Source organism: Pseudophaeobacter sp. A-200-2 (assembly GCF_041008815.1).
GTDB classification, from domain to species: domain Bacteria; phylum Pseudomonadota; class Alphaproteobacteria; order Rhodobacterales; family Rhodobacteraceae; genus Phycobacter; species Phycobacter gallaeciensis_A.
The window spans coordinates 23586-39687 of the sequence record NZ_JAXGFU010000010.1 but is presented as its reverse complement, the minus strand read 5'-3'; the positions used below and the strand labels follow the sequence as shown (position 1 = coordinate 39687).

The 16102-nt window shown below is 61.4% G+C and carries 20 protein-coding genes; 9 read left to right on the top strand and 11 right to left on the bottom strand.

Features of this window, described 5'->3' with window-relative positions; genetic code table 11:
- Positions 1-34 precede the first annotated feature (34 nt).
- The 3 genes from cbiB to SM766_RS15660 form a co-directional block, all read right to left on the bottom strand.
- The gene (cbiB, locus tag SM766_RS15670) at positions 35-949 is read right to left on the bottom strand and encodes an adenosylcobinamide-phosphate synthase CbiB (RefSeq protein ID WP_368948388.1); all 915 of its coding nucleotides are present in this window, start codon (positions 947-949) and stop codon (positions 35-37) included.
- Positions 946-1908 carry a threonine-phosphate decarboxylase gene (locus SM766_RS15665; protein WP_368948387.1) on the bottom strand — a complete coding sequence of 321 codons (963 nt, stop codon included), beginning with the start codon at positions 1906-1908 and terminating at the stop codon, positions 946-948. The genes cbiB and SM766_RS15665 overlap by 4 nt, the downstream gene beginning before the upstream one ends.
- 143 nt (positions 1909-2051) lie before the next feature.
- Positions 2052-3026, bottom strand: a complete 975-nt coding sequence (locus SM766_RS15660) for a glutathione S-transferase family protein (RefSeq protein ID WP_368948386.1) — start codon at positions 3024-3026, stop codon at positions 2052-2054.
- Between the two features lie 223 nt (positions 3027-3249).
- Between SM766_RS15660 and SM766_RS15655 the strand changes: the two genes are divergently transcribed.
- The gene (locus SM766_RS15655; RefSeq protein ID WP_368948384.1) at positions 3250-3618 is read left to right on the top strand and encodes a hypothetical protein; all 369 of its coding nucleotides are present in this window, start codon (positions 3250-3252) and stop codon (positions 3616-3618) included.
- Positions 3619-3710: 92 nt separating this feature from the next.
- On the opposite strand, the gene SM766_RS15650 is transcribed toward SM766_RS15655, so the two are convergent.
- Positions 3711-4883, bottom strand: coding sequence for a MalY/PatB family protein (locus SM766_RS15650; RefSeq protein ID WP_368948383.1), 1173 nt, complete (start codon positions 4881-4883; stop codon positions 3711-3713).
- Positions 4884-4981: 98 nt separating this feature from the next.
- Between SM766_RS15650 and def (SM766_RS15645) the strand changes: the two genes are divergently transcribed.
- The 5 genes from def (SM766_RS15645) (at position 4982) to SM766_RS15625 (ending at position 7791) form a co-directional block, all read left to right on the top strand.
- On the top strand, positions 4982-5503 hold the full coding sequence (gene def / locus SM766_RS15645) for a peptide deformylase (RefSeq protein ID WP_065271542.1): 522 nt from the start codon (positions 4982-4984) through the stop codon (positions 5501-5503).
- Positions 5504-5539: 36 nt separating this feature from the next.
- Entirely contained in the window at positions 5540-6046 is a 507-nt protein-coding gene (def, locus tag SM766_RS15640; protein WP_368948382.1) for a peptide deformylase, read from the top strand.
- Complete coding sequence (gene def, locus SM766_RS15635; protein WP_368948381.1) at positions 6043-6540, top strand: peptide deformylase; 498 nt, start codon at positions 6043-6045, stop codon at positions 6538-6540. The genes def (SM766_RS15640) and def (SM766_RS15635) overlap by 4 nt, the downstream gene beginning before the upstream one ends.
- 14 nt (positions 6541-6554) lie before the next feature.
- Positions 6555-7460 (top strand): methionyl-tRNA formyltransferase, encoded by a 906-nt coding sequence (gene fmt / locus SM766_RS15630; RefSeq protein WP_368948380.1) that lies wholly within the window; start codon positions 6555-6557, stop codon positions 7458-7460.
- Between the two features lie 94 nt (positions 7461-7554).
- On the top strand, positions 7555-7791 hold the full coding sequence (locus tag SM766_RS15625; protein WP_065271538.1) for a GlsB/YeaQ/YmgE family stress response membrane protein: 237 nt from the start codon (positions 7555-7557) through the stop codon (positions 7789-7791).
- 5 nt (positions 7792-7796) lie between these two features.
- Here the strand turns inward: SM766_RS15625 and SM766_RS15620 are convergent, their stop codons facing one another.
- The 6 genes from SM766_RS15620 to ispH all read right to left on the bottom strand — a co-directional run bounded on the left by SM766_RS15620 (position 7797) and on the right by ispH (position 11732).
- Complete coding sequence (locus SM766_RS15620) at positions 7797-8420, bottom strand: trimeric intracellular cation channel family protein (protein ID WP_274830294.1); 624 nt, start codon at positions 8418-8420, stop codon at positions 7797-7799.
- Between the two features lie 57 nt (positions 8421-8477).
- Positions 8478-8948, bottom strand: coding sequence for a ribonuclease HI (gene rnhA, locus SM766_RS15615; RefSeq protein WP_065271536.1), 471 nt, complete (start codon positions 8946-8948; stop codon positions 8478-8480).
- A complete protein-coding gene (locus SM766_RS15610; RefSeq protein ID WP_368948379.1) occupies positions 8941-9534 on the bottom strand; it encodes a class I SAM-dependent methyltransferase in 594 nt (197 codons plus the stop codon). The genes rnhA and SM766_RS15610 overlap by 8 nt, the downstream gene beginning before the upstream one ends.
- Complete coding sequence (locus tag SM766_RS15605; protein WP_368948378.1) at positions 9531-9983, bottom strand: DUF3429 domain-containing protein; 453 nt, start codon at positions 9981-9983, stop codon at positions 9531-9533. Before SM766_RS15605 ends, SM766_RS15610 begins: the two co-directional genes overlap by 4 nt.
- Positions 9980-10594, bottom strand: a complete 615-nt coding sequence (locus SM766_RS15600; protein ID WP_368948377.1) for a LysE family translocator — start codon at positions 10592-10594, stop codon at positions 9980-9982. The genes SM766_RS15605 and SM766_RS15600 overlap by 4 nt, the downstream gene beginning before the upstream one ends.
- A 142-nt stretch (positions 10595-10736) precedes the next feature.
- Positions 10737-11732, bottom strand: coding sequence for a 4-hydroxy-3-methylbut-2-enyl diphosphate reductase (ispH, locus tag SM766_RS15595; protein ID WP_368948376.1), 996 nt, complete (start codon positions 11730-11732; stop codon positions 10737-10739).
- Positions 11733-11999: 267 nt separating this feature from the next.
- Between ispH and SM766_RS15590 the strand changes: the two genes are divergently transcribed.
- A complete protein-coding gene (locus tag SM766_RS15590; protein WP_368948375.1) occupies positions 12000-14201 on the top strand; it encodes an ATP-binding protein in 2202 nt (733 codons plus the stop codon).
- A 169-nt stretch (positions 14202-14370) separates the two neighbouring features.
- On the opposite strand, the gene SM766_RS15585 is transcribed toward SM766_RS15590, so the two are convergent.
- Positions 14371-14943 (bottom strand): LabA-like NYN domain-containing protein, encoded by a 573-nt coding sequence (locus tag SM766_RS15585; RefSeq protein ID WP_274830289.1) that lies wholly within the window; start codon positions 14941-14943, stop codon positions 14371-14373.
- Positions 14944-15078: 135 nt separating this feature from the next.
- Here SM766_RS15585 and folK point away from each other — a divergent pair, with 135 nt between their 5' ends.
- Both folK and rpoZ read left to right on the top strand, forming a co-directional pair.
- Positions 15079-15651, top strand: coding sequence for a 2-amino-4-hydroxy-6-hydroxymethyldihydropteridine diphosphokinase (gene folK / locus SM766_RS15580; RefSeq protein ID WP_368948374.1), 573 nt, complete (start codon positions 15079-15081; stop codon positions 15649-15651).
- Between the two features lie 90 nt (positions 15652-15741).
- Positions 15742-16095, top strand: a complete 354-nt coding sequence (rpoZ, locus tag SM766_RS15575; protein WP_065271528.1) for a DNA-directed RNA polymerase subunit omega — start codon at positions 15742-15744, stop codon at positions 16093-16095.
- The last annotated feature ends 7 nt before the right edge of the window (positions 16096-16102 follow it).

Here is a 16102-nt window from a genome sequence, read left to right as displayed (position 1 = left end):
GTCCTTTCTAGACCGTGATTGCCCCAAGTGTGTGCTAGAAGATCACCGCAATAGCAACCGTCAGCAGCAGGGCAAGCCCCCAGGTTTTCCACAGCATTTCGGTGCAGCGCCGGATTGCCTCGGCGCCGAGCCCCTTAGCTCCGTCCTCATGAACCCAGGGAAACTCCTGCATCTCGCCGTCATAGGAACGCGGTCCCGACAGGGCCGCATCAAGCGCCCGCGCCATGGCGGCCTCAGGCCAGCCGGCATTCGGGGAGCGATGCTTGCGGGCATCCTCGGCAATCGCGGACCAGTCGCGCAGGCTTCCTCCGGCCAGCGCCATCAGAAGCGACGTCAGCCGCGCCGGGATCCAGTTCACCAGGTCATCGAGCCGCGCCGCCGCCCAGCCAAAGTCGCGATAACGCGCGTTGCGGTAGCCGATCATGCTGTCGGCGGTGTTGATCATCTTGTAGGCCAGCAATCCGGGCAGCCCGGCGATCAGAAACCAGAAGGCGGGGGCGATCACACCGTCTGACATGTTTTCGGCGCCGCTTTCGATGGCGGCGCGGGCGACCTGCGGTCCAGTCATCTCGGTGGTGTCGCGGCTGACGATCATGGCAACCGCAGCGCGCCCGCCGTGCAGACCATCCCTTTGCAACCCCTGAACCACCGCCTGCAGATGATCGCAGAGCGAGCGCTGGGCGATCAGGATTGCGGCCACGAGGATCTCCATCAAGGCGCCAAAGAGTGACAGCAGCCAACCGATCAGCAGTCCGGTGATGACAAGGACCAGAACGGAGACCACGCCCTTGGCCCGGCGCCCGGCGCCGGAGTTTAGCCCTGCATCGAGGGCACCAACCAGTTGCCCCATCAGCACCGCCGGATGCGGTAATCTGTTCCACAGCCAACGGGGTTCCCCCAGAATGGCATCTAGGATCAAGGCGGGGATCAGAAGGGTTGCGGTGATCAAAGGGCGGTCTCCAGCCGGTCCCAGCCTGCTGCCGGAGGCAGGCCAAGGCGCAGGTAAGTGTCTGAATAGGGGAAGATGCGGCTCCAGATATGGGCGCGGGCCAGCCGCTGCTGCCATTCGGCGGCGTCATTTACGTGATAGAGACGGAACAGATCGGTACCGCCTGCCAGTTCCGCGCCTTTGGGCAGGATCATCTCGTCCATCCGCGCAGCGTCCTCAGCCAGCCTTGCCCGGGTCTGTGCCGCCCAATCGGTATCCGACAGCGCCCGAACCCCGGTCTTCAGCGCTGGGCCGGACACCGACCAGGGGCCTTGCAGTTCAGAGAGGCGGGAGATCAGCTCCGGATCACCGATGGCAAAGCCAAGCCGCAGACCGGCCAGCCCCCAGAACTTGCCAAAGCTTTTCAACACCAGCGTGCCGGGTTCTGCCGCCAGATGGATCAGGCTCTGATCAGGGCAGATGTCGCAGAAGCTTTCATCGATGATACGGAAAGGCGCAGCCAGCTCTTCGGCTTGCCACTGGCGTCCGGTCGGATTGTTGGGGTGTACCGCGACGCAGGCTTCGGCGGGGCCTTGGCCCGTGACGCTCCAGCCATGGGCGCGAAAGGCGGCAGCGTGCTCGTTATAGGTCGGTGTCTCAATCCGCACCCAGCGCGGATCGGCCAGCGCAGGGGCCAGGGCAATCAGGGAGGAGGCACCGGGGGCAGAAAGGATCTCGGCTCCCTCCGGAACATTCCAGAACCGGCGCGCTGCCTGATGCAGATCGTGGCTTGCAGCGCTGTCAGGCAGCGCCGACCAATCGGCTTCTGTGAAACGTGGAAGCGGGTAGGCGGCCGGGTTGATGCCGGTGGAGAGGTCGATCCAACCCTCCCGTGTCCCGCCGTATTGTTCCATCGCGGCCGCGAGATTGCCGCCGTGATCGCGCTGCGCGTTCTTGCTTGCTGTATTGCTTGCTACCATTGCAGGCCCTGACTCGTGAAAAGGCCACGGGACATCCCGGTGCCGGACCCGGGCCGTATGAAACAGCCCGGGTGATAAGGCAACCGAATGTCGCAATCAGAAGCTGCAATGCAGGCCCGAAAGCCCCAAAAGTAAGGAATTCCTTAGCCTCGCCCGTGCGGTTCCAGCCAGTCGATCACCGGGTTGATGGGCAGAATCCGGTTCGGGTTAATGGTGTCATGGCTATAGTGATAGTGGCGCACGATGTGATCCATACCGATGGTCTGCTGCACACCGGGCCACTGATACAGTTCGCGCGTATAGGCCCAGAGGTTCGGGTAATCGATGATGCGCTTGCGGTTGCATTTGAAATGCAGGTGATAGACCGGATCGAACCGCAGGAGGGTGGTGAACAGGCGCCAGTCGGCCTCGGTCACGCGTGTGCCCAGCAGGTAACGATGCTCGGACAGGAGGTCCTCCAGCCAATCCAGCGTATCGAAGAGCGGGGTGACTGCCTCGTCATAGGCGGCCTGACTGGTGGCAAAGCCGCAGCGGTAGACGCCATTGTTCACCGTGTCATAGACGCGCGCGTTCACCGCTTCGATCGGCTCCCGCAGCTCCTCGGGCCAGTAATCGTCCCGGTTACCGGTCAGATCATCAAAGGCCGAGTTGAACATGCGGATGATTTCCGAGCTTTCGTTCGACACGATGGTTTCGCGCTGCTTGTCCCAGAGGATCGGCACCGTGACGCGCCCGGAATAGCTCGGATCGGCGCGGGTGTAGATCTCGTAGGCGTAATCGTGACCGAACAGGGTGTCGCCGGTGGCACCATGTTCGTCTTTCTCAAAGGTCCAGCCCCGGTCCAGCATGTCGGGATGCACCACTGAGACTGAGATATGGTCGGTCAGCTCTTTCAGCTGGCGAAAGATCAGCGTCCGGTGGGCCCAGGGGCAGGCGAGAGAGACATAGAGGTGATACCGCCCGCTTTCGGCGGAAAATCCCGAATCGCCCGATGGTCCGGCGCTGCCATCCGCCGTAATCCAGTTGCGAAACTGCGATACGGAGCGTTCAAAGGCGCCGCCTGTGGATTTGGTATCATACCATTTGTCGTGCCAGGTACCGTCGATCAAAAGACCCATTGTTTTCGCTCCTTCCGTTCCATGCCCGCAAACTAGGCACTTCGGAGGGTGTCGCCCATGCCGACAGGCGCGCAGCCTCCCTGCGGATCTGCACAACCTGCAGGAAGCAGCAGCCACGGGTGCCGCAGCATTGAAAAAAGTTCACTTGATTTTAGGCAATTATGAGTCACCCTAGAGGGGCTCAGCAGAGCCGATCAGATGATCCACCGGAAAGGCAGATGCCATGACCACCTATGTTCCGAAAGCCGTTCAAGAGGCGCTGGACGCCGCCCGCGTTCAGGGGCTGAAAAAGAAAAGCCGCCTGCGCGTGCAGGTCGGAGAGTCGCAGTTTCCGGTTCTGCGCATGTGGAAGACCGGTTTTTCGGTGGAAGAGGCAACCGCGCCGCAACTGCGGGGCCTCGTCGATCTCTATGATGGTGCCCGCCACATCTCGCAGTGCCTGATCGTCGCCTCCGAGGCGGAAGGCGGCGAGATGCGGTACGAGTTCAAGCGCGCAACTGCGGCGGCCGAATCCGCGCCGCTGGATTTCTACCGCGCACCGGACGCGCCGGTGGCTCTGATCGCTTATGACGGAGTGCATGGCGAGGCCTGAACCGGCCGCTGCAAATCTATTCCAATTCCAGCCTGTAGATCAGGCGGGTATACGTGGGCGCAGCGTGATCGCAGCGCCCACTTTTTGTATGCTTACTGAAGGTCCGAGAAGGCTTCGGTCAGGCGGCGGCAGGCTTCCTCGATGCGGGAGCGCTGGGTGCCGAGGTTGAAGCGCAGGAAGTTCTCGCCCCCGGTGCCAAAGGTGGTGCCATGGTTGGCTGCGATCTTGGCGCCCTGTTCGACCCGTTTGGTGAATTCCTCGCGGCTCATCCCGGTGCCGGAGAAATCGACCCAGGACAGGTAGGTGGCCGCCAGCGGCATCGAGGACAGGCCAGGGATCTTCTCGATCGCGGCGTCAAAGACCTTCCGGTTGCCATCCAGATAAGCGATCAGCTGGTCGGCCCACGCGGCGCCCTCGGGGGAATAGGCGGCGGCGGTGGCGTATTGCCCGGCCGAGTTCGGCGCCAGCGCCAGGGCCAGCATGCGGCGCTGGAACTGTTCGCGCAGATGCGGGTCGGGGATGATCACCTGACCGGTGTGCAGCCCGGCAAAGTTGAAGGTCTTCGACGGTGCGGTCAGCATCAAGAGCCGTTCGGTCACCTCGGGCACGGCGTTCTGCATCGGGATGTGGGTGTTGCCGGGATAGACCAGATCGTGGTGAATCTCGTCCGACAACAGGATCAGGTCATGGCGTTTGGCGAAATCCGCAACCGCCTGCAGTTCTTCCTGGGTCCAGACGCGGCCGCCCGGATTGTGCGGCGAACACAGGATGACCATCTTCTCTTTGCCGGTCATCTGCGCGTCATAGGCGTCGAAATCCATCTCGTAACGCCCGTCATTGTTGGTCATCAGGCATTCGACCACTTCGCGGCCCGCATTGCGGATCACCTTGGCAAAGGCGTGGTAGACCGGGGTGAACAGGACGATGCCATCGCCCGGCTGGGTGAAGGTATCAAGGCACATGCCGACGCCGTTCACGAGGCCGGTTGTGGTGAAGATCGCATCGGCTTCGACCTGCCAGCCGTGGCGGTTCTGCATCCACCACTGGATCGCGTTCTTGTAGGGTTCGTCACAGTTTACATAGCCATAGACGCCGTGATCTGCCATTTCACGCATCTTGTCGGTGACCGCAGGGGGCACCGGGAAATCCATATCGGCCACCCACATCGCAAGCCCTTCATCGGGCGAGACGCCATAAAGGCTCTCCATCATGTCCCATTTGGCGCAATGGGTGCCGCGACGGTCGATCAGGGTGTCAAAATCCATGGTTTAAACTCCGGTTGTTTGGCAGAGAAGCTACGCACAATGACGCTGCGCGCAAGGGGGGCGTTGCAGGGCGGGGTGCAATCGCCTAAATCAAGCGCATGAAACGTCCTATCCTGATCCATCCCGACCCCCGCCTGAAAAAGGTTTGCGTACCGGTTGCCGATATTTCGGACGATCTGCGCACATTGGCTGATGACATGCTGGAAACCATGTATGCGGCGCCGGGCATCGGTCTTGCGGCGCCGCAGGTTGGCATCCTGCAACGGGTGATCGCACTGGATTGCGCCAAGGAAGGCGAGGGCGATGCGCGCCCGTTGGTGATGTTCAACCCCGCTGTTATTGCCTCTTCGGACGAGACCAACGTCTACGAGGAAGGCTGCCTGTCGATCCCCGAGCAATACGCCGAAGTCACCCGCCCCAAAGAGGTCGAGGTGGAATGGATGGACCGGGACGGCAATGCGCAACGGGAAACCTTTGACGGGCTCTGGGCGACCTGCGTGCAGCACGAGATCGATCATCTGAACGGGAAACTGTTCATCGATTACCTGAAACCGCTGAAGCGGCAGATGATCACCCGCAAAATGCAAAAGCTGAAACGCGAGCGCGCCCGGGAGCAGTAAGGCTCTGCCCGGAACGCTGAAAGAGGGGGCTTGCCCATGGCGGTTCTACCGATCCTGAAATGGCCTGATCCGCGGCTCAGCCAGCACTGCGCCCCGGTGGGGCAGGAGCACCTCGACGAGCTGATCGCCGACATGTTCGACACAATGTACGCGGCCAATGGCCGGGGTCTTGCCGCGCCGCAGGTGGGGGTGATGAAACGCCTTTTCGTGATGGATTGCACCTGGAAAGAGGGGAAGCGCTCCCCCATGGTCATGATCAACCCGTCGATCATGGCGGTTGAACGCGTGCCGGTGACGATGGAAGAAGGCTGCCTGTCGATCCCCGGTGTTATGGTTCCGGTCGAACGCCCCGTCGCCGTCACCGTGCAATGGACCGCTGCGGAAGGGGACATTCACATGGCCGATTTCGACGGGTTCGAGGCCCGCTGCATCCAGCATGAATTCGATCATCTCAATGGCACCGTGACCTTTGACCATCTCGATCCCGAAGCCCGCTCTGCGGTCGAGGCTGAATACACCGCCCTGAAAGGGACTTCCGAATGACTGTCCGCCCCTGCCTGCCCTGGCCCGACAAACGCTTGCGTACTCGCGCCGAAGAGGTGAGCGAGATCACAGATGAGATCTGGCAGATCTGGCAGGACATGATCGACACGATGGAGGCGATGCCAGGCGTTGGCCTTGGCGCCAACCAGATTGGCGTGATGCTGCGCCTTGCGGTGGTGGATGGCTCGACCGAGCGCGGCAAGGCAGTACGGATGGCGAACCCCGAGATCCTGCATTCCTCCACCCAGCTGCGCGAACACGATGAAGCCTCGCCTAACCTTCCGGGTGTGTCGGCCAAGGTGAAACGCCCCCGCGCCGTCACCGTGCGCTATATGGATGAGAACGGCGAGATCACCGAGCGGGATTTCGTCGGGATCGAGGCCACATCCGTGCAGCATCAGATCGACCACCTGAACGGCAAACTCTATATCGACCGTCTCAGCAAGGTGAAGCGCGACATGCTGATCCGCAAATCCAAGAAACTGACCGGCTAAGGGGGGCAGGAGCCATGCGCGTCATCTTTATGGGAACGCCCGATTTTTCCGTGCCGGTGCTGGATGCGCTGGTCGAAGCCGGACACGAGATAGCCGCCGTCTATTGCCAGCCGCCCCGCCCGGCGGGGCGTGGCAAGAAGGACCGTCCGACGCCGGTTCACGCAAGGGCCGAGGCGTTGGGCCTTGACGTGCGCCATCCGGTCTCTCTGAAAAGCGCCGAGGAACAGGCTGAGTTTGCTGCGCTCGGCGCGGATGTCGCCGTGGTGGTGGCCTATGGGCTGATCCTGCCGCAGGCGGTGCTGGATGCGCCGAAACATGGCTGTCTTAATATCCACGCCAGCCTTCTGCCGCGCTGGCGCGGGGCGGCGCCGATCCACCGTGCCATCATGGCTGGGGATGCGGAGACCGGCATCTGCATCATGCAGATGGAGGCCGGACTGGATACCGGCCCGGTGCTGCTGCGCCGCGCCACCGCCATAGAGGCCGAAGAAACCACTGCGCAATTGCACGACCGGCTGTCCGCGATGGGCGCTGGCCTGATCGTCGAGGCGTTGGAGAAGCTGACCGAGCTTGTACCTGAGGTGCAGCCCGAAGACGGTGTCACCTACGCCAGCAAGATCGACAAGAGCGAGGCGCAGATCGACTGGACCAGACCGGCGGAAGAGGTGGATCGCAAGATCCGCGGCCTGTCGCCCTTCCCCGGCGCCTGGTGCGAGATTGATGGCCAGCGGGTAAAACTGCTTGCTTCGCGCCTTGCTGATGGCAGCGGCGAAGCGGGTGAGGTGCTGGACGATGCCCTGACCGTTGCCTGCGGCAGCGGCGCGGTCGAGCTGTTGCGCCTGCAGCGGGCGGGCAAGGGTGCGCAGGATCGCGAGATCTTTCTGCGTGGCTTTCCGGTGGCGAAGGGTGTCAGGCTTTAACGGGTCTGCTGCGTCTTTCCTTTGCCGGGCGTGAATGCCATCCTCTTCTCTAACGGGGCGCTGATCCTCGTGCCAAGCCATTGGAGGAAATCAGATGTCCATTGTCGCGCTTATCATCATCGGGGCCGCAGCCGGGTTTCTGGCGACGCGGATGATGCGGATCGAGGCGGATATCATCACCACCGTGGCGATCGGCATCGCGGGCGCCCTGATTGGCGGGTTGGTGCTGCGCACGCTGCTGGCGGTGATGGGGATGCTCTCCGGTCTGGTCGGGGCGGTACTGGGGGCGCTGCTGCTGATCTGGCTCTGGCAGAAATACCTGCAAAAGTAGCAGCCTCAGCTGCGCGGTGGTCGGCTTTTGTAGACTGGCAGGTGCCAGCCAAAGGCGATGGACCCCGCGCGAAGCCCCCAGCAGACTGCGCCGCAGGCCAGCAGGGCAGGCCCGGTGTCCAGCCCCGCCCAGATGGCGGTTACGGCAGTGATCGCCCCCGCCATGGCGCAGGAGATGTAAAGCTCGCCTTGTTTTAGCACCAGCGGCACCTCGTTGCAGACCACATCGCGCATCAACCCGCCGAGCGATCCGGTTGCCATGCCCATCAAGACCACGACCACCGGCGGTTTGCCCATGGCCAGCGCGGCGCCAGTGCCTGCCGGGACCGCCACGGCAAGGGCAAAACTGTCGAGCCAGATCACCCATTTCATCCGGCTTTCCACCAAGTGGGCGGTGACAAAGACGATACCGGCGGCCCCCGCTGCCAGCAGGATGAAATTGGGATCATCCACCCAGAACACCGGATGCCGGTCCAGCAACAGATCGCGCACCGTACCGCCACCTACCGCAGTCAGGCAAGCCACAAAGGCAAAGCCGACGACGTCGAGCTGTGCTCGGCTAGCCACCAACGCGCCGGTCAGGGCAAAGACCAGCACCGAAGCGTAATCAAGCAGGGTCAGAAAACTCATGGTCACAATAACCCTTGGGCGGTGCTGCGGAGTTAGCCGGGCCGGGGGAGATCCGTCTCAGGCCGATTTGCGTTTGCCGGGTTTGAAAGGTGCCATGCCCGCGCGGGCCAGCTCATCGGCGCGTTCGTTTTCGGGATGCCCCGCGTGGCCCTTGACCCATTCCCATGTCACGTCGTGCTGGTGCTGCGCCGCATCCAGACGCTGCCACAGCTCGGCGTTTTTCACGGGTTTCTTGGCAGCGTTCTTCCAGCCGTTCTTCTTCCAGCCGAAGATCCAGCCGGTGATGCCGTTCTTCACGTAGTTACTGTCAGTAACGATGGTAATTTTCGTCGGACGGCTGAGGCTCTCCAGCGCGTTGATCGCCGCCAGAAGCTCCATCCGGTTATTTGTGGTCTCTGGCTCGCCGCCCTTCAACTCGCGTTCCTTGACGATCTCGTCGCCGTCCATCGCACGCAGCAGCACGCCCCAGCCGCCGGGACCGGGATTGCCCGAGCAGGCGCCATCGGTATAGGCAAACAGATCAGCCATGGGTGGCAACCGAAATCCAGTGTGAAACCGAGCCGTCCAGTCCGGGGCCTTTGCCGTGGCTGCGGTCCAGAGGGGTGAAACCGGCGGTGGTCAGCAGATCGATCAATTCGTCTTCCTCGTAGTAGGTGTAAAGGCGGCCAATGGTGTCGCGGGCCTCGCCTTTACCGAGCTTGAGCGCAATGTAAAAGGCGCCATTGGGTTTCAATGCCCGGTGGATGTCCTGCAGATGCCGGGGCATGTCGCTGCGCGGGGCGTGCAGCAGGCTGAAGTTGGCCCAGATCCCGTCGTAGATCCCGTCTCCGGTGATCTCGTCAAAGCGCGCTTGCCGGGCGTTGACGCCGTCAATCTGCGCTGCAAGGGCGGTCATTTCGGCGGAGGCATCCAGGGCGTCAACCCGCAGGCCTGCCTCTGCCATCACCCCGGCAGAGGTGCCCGGCCCGCAGCCCAGATCCAGAACTCGGCCATTCGCAGGGCAGGCCGCGATAAAAGCGACTAGCCTGGGATCGCTGCTGAGGTAGTCCTGGTTCAGCGCGGCGTAGTCTTTTGCTCGGGCATCATAGACCCTGATGGTTTCGGTATCGCTCACAGGTATACTCCGACAGAGAGGGAGAGGATGACCACCAGCGTCAGCAGCACCCGCAGACGCAGCCACCAGTGCGGGGTCAGGTTCCAGATGGAAAAGACGCAGTCCAGCAGCAGCAGCCCTGCGAAACCGTAGATCAGGTTGGTTCCGGCACTCAGTGGCCCGCCGCCGGTCATGAAGAATGCCCAAAGGGCTGGTATCACCGACAGGGTGTACCCGGCGGCGGCCTTGGCGCCGCTCGTCTTTGTGGCAAAACCCCAGAGAACGCCGGACATGAAGCTGAGTATCACCGAGCCATAGAACAGCTGTACATAGGGACTGACGAACCTTGGGCCCAAATGGCTGCTGCCCCAGGCCTGCAGGTCGGGCAGCCACAGCGTGGCTGCGCCCCAGACAAAGGGGATCAGACCAGCCAGCCCCAGGGCCAGCGGGACAAGCGGGATACGGTTCATGCCCGTTCTGCCGCCAGCCGCACGGCAAGAGCGGCAAAAATCGCGGCAAAGCCACGGTTCAGCCAAGTCAGCACCCGTTCAGAGCCAAGAACGAAGTCGCGGGCCTTGGCGGCAAAGACGCCATAAAGAACAAAAACCACAAAGGTCAGCACCATGAATACGGCGCCGAGAAGGGTCATCTCGGCGGTGGCTCTCTCCGGGATGCCCGACAGGAAGGGCGGCAGCAGAGCGAGGAAAAAGACCGACAGTTTCGGGTTCAGGATATTGATCAGCGCGCCACGCCGGGCGATGCGCAGCCCCGATTGCTGGCGGCTGTCCGAGGTGATCGACAGGGCGCCGCCGGATTTCAGCGCCTGCCAGGCCAGATACAGCAGATAGGCAACCCCTGCCAGTTTGACGACCTGAAACAGCAGGGCGGAACTGTGCAGCACGGCAGCAAGGCCCAACGTTGCAGCTGCCAGATGGGGAAGGATGCCGAAGGTACAGCCAAGCGCCGCCCAGAGGGCAGCCCGCGTTCCCTGGCCAAGCCCAAGTGCCAGCGTGTAGACGACCCCGGTGCCGGGCGCGATGACAACCACAAGGGCGGTGATCAGGAACTGCATTGAAATCATCTCTCGGGCCTCCTTGCGGCGCAGTGGTGTTGATCAACTGCTAACACGCCGCTCCTGTTCAGGGGAGTCCCGGCACGCGGCAGATCTGTCGCGCGTGTTTGGGATCCGTCTGCAAAAAAGGCCGACCCGGTTCTGGTCCGCTTCAGGTCGGTGCGCGCAGCACGCGGGGAACTTTGAACTCGACCCGCTCGACCGCGGTTTCCACGATGTCGACGGTGACATCGAAACGGGCACGGAAGGCATCGATGACCTCGTTCACCAGCAGTTCCGGCGCAGAGGCGCCTGCGGTGATGGCGATGCTGCGGATCCCTTCGAGGGCGCGCCAGTCGATATTCTCGGCCCGCTGCACAAGCTGGGAATAAGCGCAGCCCGCCTTGGCGCCGACTTCGACCAGGCGCCGCGAATTGGAGGAATTGGGCGCGCCGACCACCAGCAGTGCGTCGGATTTTGGCGCCACGGCCTTTACCGCTTCCTGGCGGTTGGTCGTGGCATAGCAGATGTCTTCCTTGTGGGGGCCGACGATATTGGGAAACCGCGCCTCAAGCGCTGCAACGATGTCCTTGGTGTCGTCCACCGACAAGGTGGTTTGCGTCACATAGGCGAGCCGGTCCGGATCGCGGACCTCGACCGAGGCGACGTCACCGGGGGTTTCGACCAGAAGAACCTCGCCTTCGGGCAATTGGCCCATGGTGCCGATTGTCTCTGGGTGGCCCTTGTGGCCGATCATGATCATCTGCAGGCCCGCCTCGGCGTGGCGCTGGGCCTCGATATGGACCTTGGACACCAGCGGGCAAGTGGCGTCCACATAGACCATCTGACGTTTTTCCGCTTCTGCGGGGACGGATTTCGGAACCCCATGCGCGGAGAAGATCACGGGGCGGTTGAGCGGGCATTCGTCCAGTTCCTCGACAAAGACGGCGCCTTTGGCGCGCAGCCCATCAACAACGTATTTGTTGTGCACGATCTCATGGCGCACGTAGACCGGTGCGCCCCATTTCTCCAGCGCCATCTCCACGATCTTGATCGCCCGGTCCACGCCCGCGCAAAAACCACGCGGGGCGGCCAGGTAAAGGGTCAGGGCCGGTTTCGCGGGCTGATTGGTCTGGGCCTGCTGGCCGGAGGACAGGTCTGAAGTCATGGTCGCGCATCTCCTTGCACGGCAGAGGTAGGGTTTTCCGGCCGCAAGGTCCAGAGGCAGCTGCCTGTTGCAGGCCACCCTAGGGCATCCTGCTGAAAACGACTGTAGATTGTCGCAGAAATGACGGAATGTTAACCTGATGCAGGCAGGCTGCTGTTTTGGATAAGGTGATTTCAGTGCTTTGCCTGCGGTTAGAGTGCGGGACTGAAAACACCGGTTTTCGCGAAACCCTCTTTACAGGGCGAGCGTTTGGTCTTGGGGGCCGGAGTGGCGGACGTAGCGAGTACAAAGAAAATCAGCAGCACCGCTGAATGGCGCGCGGTCGAGGACAGTATGGAACGTCGGTTCCGTACGGTACGGACCACGGCCAATCTTGTTGTGGTGATGAGTGTTCTGTGGATGGGTTTTGGCATCTACATGGGAGAGCTGACGGTCGTCGAAATCGCCCTGATCGCCGGCGCCGGTTCAGCGGCTGCCTGGTATTTGATGCGCACGCGGCACAAAATGGCGGCGCGGCTAATCTGGTTCGTCGCCGGCCTGTGCACGGTTCTGGGCGGGGTTTTCAACCTGCACCCGGCCAGCAGCGTCGAGTTCATGTTCGTGGCGCTTCTCGGCGGGCCGTTCATGGCCTTCTCTCTGAAGCGGGAAAAGCCCTATATTATCGGGCTGATCGTGGCGGTTCTGTGTGCCTGGATCGGGTACCGGCTGCTGGGCTATGATTACTTTGGCTCTCCGATCTTTGACGAGGAATTTTCTCGGACCTACCTGTCGATACCGATCATGCTGACCGTCTTCGGCATTATCATGATCGAGATGATGGCCTTTGGGCAGCTGACGGATTCCTACGGTCAGGAACTGTGGAAATCGCATCAGAAAGAGCGCAAGGCCAATCGTGCCAAAAGCGAATTTTTGGCCGCGATGAGCCATGAAATCCGTACCCCGATGAACGGGGTCATCGGCATGGTCGAAATTCTGGAGAGCACCGAGCTTTCCCCGGAACAGCGGCGTATCCTGCATGCGATCAAGGAGTCGTCGTCTTCCTTGCTGTGGATCATCGACGATATTCTGGACGTGTCGAAAATCGAAGCGGGCAAGATGGAGCTGTCGAATGCGCCGATGCGTTTGTTGCCCGTTGTCGAAAGCGTCGCCGAAACCCTGCGGGCCCATGCAGATCAGAAACGGGTCGAATTGTCCCTGTCGGTGCAGGCGAACCTGCCGGATTCTATCCTGGGAGACGCCGGTCGTCTGCGTCAGGTGCTGCTGAATCTGCTCGGAAATGCGATCAAGTTTTCGGCACCGCAGTCGGATGAACCCGTCGGCCAGGTCAGCTTGCGGGTGCAGTTGCAGGGGGACGACTGGATCGAGTTCGTCGTCGAAGATAATGGTATCGGCATGGATGCAGAGGTTCAGAAGGCGATCTTTCAGCCCTTTGAACGCTCCGGGGATGTGGTCAAGCGTATGATCCAGGGCAATGGTCTGGGGCTGACCATCGTCAAACAGCTTGCAGAGAAGATGGGCGGCGAAATCTCGGTCGATAGTACTCTGGGAGACGGGGCGACTTTTACTCTGCGGCTGCCGGTGTCGGATGCCTCCGGCCCGCTCAAATGCCTGCGGCTGTCGGGGAAACAAGTCGTTGCCATGCTGCCCAAGGGCACTGATCGGGCCTGCTGGTCTTCTTATGCGCTGGCGGCGGATTGCGATATTAAATGGGTCGCAAATCGGGATGAGTACATGGCGATCGCGCGCAAGGCGGGACCCGACAAGATCTTTGTGCTGACGGCACCGACCGAGCAGGATCGTACGAGTGAATGGCTGCGCAGCCGGATCGAAGAAGAAGCGCCAGGCGTCAAGCTGCTGTCCCTGAGCCGCGACCGGACCGATGTCACGGGCATTCGCGCCCCGGGACGGTATTCGGTTCAGGACCTGCCGGTGATCCCCAAACATTTCTGGGACGGTCTGGCTTACCTGTCCGGTAGGGCGGCGCCGCAGGACCAGACGCGGGGCGCCCCCGTCTCTGAAGCGTCGGGACATGTCGGCGGGCGCATCCTGGTGGCTGAGGACAACGAGATCAATCAGGCCGTTTTTGAATCCCAGTTGGAACTGCTGGGGTATTCCGCAACGATTGTCCGGGACGGCAAGGAATGCCTTGAGGCCTGGGAGACCGGTCAGTTTGACCTTGTGCTGACGGATTGCCAGATGCCGACGATGGACGGGTTTGAGCTGACGGCCGCCCTGCGCGCGGCCGAAGCCCGGGACGGGCGCGGTCATACGCCGGTGATTGCCGTCACGGCCAATGCGCTGGAAGGGGAGGCGGATAAATGCCTTGCGGCGGGCATGGATGACTACTTGTCAAAGCCGGTGACCATTGCTGCGCTTGAAAAGGTTTTGAACGTTCATATGCCATCGGGCTCGGCACTGCCGCAGGGGCTGGGGCGGCCACCGCCTGCTGCCCGTTCTGCCGGAGGATAAAAGCCCGAAGGTAGAAGGGGGCGGGGGAGCCGAGAACGGCCGGTGTTTCCTGCAGTTTTTGTCCGACAAGGGACAGGAGTACAAAGAAAGGCGCCCCGAGTGGTTGGGCGCCTTTCTTTTGTTTTGATATCTGAAGGGCGGAGCAGCCCCAATATTCAGCTGTGTGAGGTCAGGACTGGGCCGCTGCGGGGGTGCGCTGCTCGTTCGGGTATTCGCGCGGCGGGCGGCCAATCACATCCTTGAGCTCTTCCAGCTCGATAAAATTGTCGGCCTGACGGCGCAGTTCGTCCGAGATCATCGGCGGCTGGCTGCGGATGGTCGACACCACCGATACCCGAACGCCCTGCCGCTGCAGGCTGGCGATCAGCGGGCGGAAGTCGCCATCTCCTGAGAACAGCACGATATGGTCCACACGTGGCGCCAGCTCCATGGCATCGACGGTCAGTTCGATATCCATGTTTCCTTTGACCTTCCGGCGGCCCATGCTGTCAGTGTATTCCTTGGCTGGCTTTGTAACCATGGTGAAGCCATTGTAATGCAGCCAGTCGACCAGAGGGCGGATCGGAGAATACTCGTCATTTTCCAGCAGTGCCGTATAATAAAAGGCCCGCAGAAGCTTGCCGCGACGCATGAATTCTTGCCGCAAAAGCTTGTAATCGATGTCAAAACCCAATGCCTTGGCGGCTGCGTATAGATTCGATCCATCGATGAACAGCGCAAGCCGTTCGTCTTTGTAAAACATCAAAATTGTCCTTCCGATATAACTATTCCGCCAGTGTACCGTGAGTGAATGCTAAAAAGCGGCGAAACAGGTGGACTTAATGTAAGTTATTTGACATCTGCCGCAAGTGGAAGGATTTTCGGAAGCGAGGCCAAAATGACCGAAAACCGGTCAAAATCACTGATTGCACTGGGAGGAAACCTGAACCTGCGCGATTTGTTGCCGCAAGACACCCTTGCGGCGGCCGTCGGGGAATTGCCCGGTGCGGGAATTTCCTTGCGCGCGGTTTCCCGGTTTTTCAGGACGCCCAGTTTTCCTGCGGGGGCCGGGCCCGACTATGCCAATGCTGTCGTTGAGATCGAAACAAGCCTTTCTGCGCAGGCACTGCTGACCCGGCTGCACGAGATCGAGGCGCATTATGCCCGCGAGCGCGGAGAGCGCTGGGGTATGCGGACGCTTGATCTCGATCTGATCTCGTTAGGAGACAGTGTCCTGCCGGGTCAGGATGAATATGTCCGCTGGCGCGATCTGCCGCTGGAAGTGCAGATGGAGGCAACGCCGCACCAACTGATTCTACCGCATCCGCGGGTGCAGGACCGCGCCTTTGTTCTGGTGCCGCTGTGCGACATCGCGCCGGACTGGTGTCATCCTGTGCTGCAAGAAACAGCCGCCCAGATGCGGGATGCCCTGCCAAAAGCAGATATCGACAGCGTTATCCCGATATATTGACTCGTTTCGGGGTTTTCTTCGCTTGTCAATAAAAACATATGGGCGTAGAAGTCTCCCTTCCGGACCCACTAATATTTTGGAGAGTCGCCCATGGCCCGCGTGACGGTTGAAGATTGCGTAGACAAAGTCCCCAACCGGTTTGAGCTGGTAATGCTTGCGGCCCATCGTGCCCGCGAGATTTCCGCAGGCGCCCCGATCACCGTGGAGCGTGACAACGACAAGAACCCCGTCGTGTCGCTGCGCGAGATCGCAGAAGAGACCCAGAGCGCCGACGAGCTGCGTGAGCGTCTGATCGAAAGCAACCAGACCCAGATCGAAGTCGACGAGCCCGAAGAGGATTCGATGGCGCTTCTGATGGGGGCCGACAACGACAAACCCTCCGAGGACGATATGTCCGAGGAAAAACTGCTGCGTGCGCTGATGGAGGCCCAGAGCCAGGGCTGAGCGGCGC

Excerpts from the sequence above, each read along its gene's own strand:
- ispH (WP_368948376.1), bottom strand. The coding sequence starts at position 11,732 with ATGACTTCAGACCTGTCCTCCGGCCAGCAGGCCCAGACCAATCAGCCC.
- rnhA (WP_065271536.1), bottom strand. The coding sequence starts at position 8,948 with ATGGCTGATCTGTTTGCCTATACCGATGGCGCCTGCTCGGGCAATCCC.
- rpoZ (WP_065271528.1), top strand. The coding sequence starts at position 15,742 with ATGGCCCGCGTGACGGTTGAAGATTGCGTAGACAAAGTCCCCAACCGG.
- def (WP_065271542.1), top strand. The coding sequence starts at position 4,982 with ATGAAACGTCCTATCCTGATCCATCCCGACCCCCGCCTGAAAAAGGTT.
- def (WP_368948382.1), top strand. The coding sequence starts at position 5,540 with ATGGCGGTTCTACCGATCCTGAAATGGCCTGATCCGCGGCTCAGCCAG.
- SM766_RS15620 (WP_274830294.1), bottom strand. The coding sequence starts at position 8,420 with ATGAGTTTTCTGACCCTGCTTGATTACGCTTCGGTGCTGGTCTTTGCC.
- fmt (WP_368948380.1), top strand. The coding sequence starts at position 6,555 with ATGCGCGTCATCTTTATGGGAACGCCCGATTTTTCCGTGCCGGTGCTG.
- SM766_RS15600 (WP_368948377.1), bottom strand. The coding sequence starts at position 10,594 with ATGATTTCAATGCAGTTCCTGATCACCGCCCTTGTGGTTGTCATCGCG.
- SM766_RS15650 (WP_368948383.1), bottom strand. The coding sequence starts at position 4,883 with ATGGATTTTGACACCCTGATCGACCGTCGCGGCACCCATTGCGCCAAA.
- SM766_RS15585 (WP_274830289.1), bottom strand. The coding sequence starts at position 14,943 with ATGTTTTACAAAGACGAACGGCTTGCGCTGTTCATCGATGGATCGAAT.
- SM766_RS15605 (WP_368948378.1), bottom strand. The coding sequence starts at position 9,983 with ATGAACCGTATCCCGCTTGTCCCGCTGGCCCTGGGGCTGGCTGGTCTG.
- SM766_RS15655 (WP_368948384.1), top strand. The coding sequence starts at position 3,250 with ATGACCACCTATGTTCCGAAAGCCGTTCAAGAGGCGCTGGACGCCGCC.
- folK (WP_368948374.1), top strand. The coding sequence starts at position 15,079 with ATGACCGAAAACCGGTCAAAATCACTGATTGCACTGGGAGGAAACCTG.
- SM766_RS15625 (WP_065271538.1), top strand. The coding sequence starts at position 7,555 with ATGTCCATTGTCGCGCTTATCATCATCGGGGCCGCAGCCGGGTTTCTG.
- SM766_RS15660 (WP_368948386.1), bottom strand. The coding sequence starts at position 3,026 with ATGGGTCTTTTGATCGACGGTACCTGGCACGACAAATGGTATGATACC.
- def (WP_368948381.1), top strand. The coding sequence starts at position 6,043 with ATGACTGTCCGCCCCTGCCTGCCCTGGCCCGACAAACGCTTGCGTACT.
- SM766_RS15665 (WP_368948387.1), bottom strand. The coding sequence starts at position 1,908 with ATGGTAGCAAGCAATACAGCAAGCAAGAACGCGCAGCGCGATCACGGC.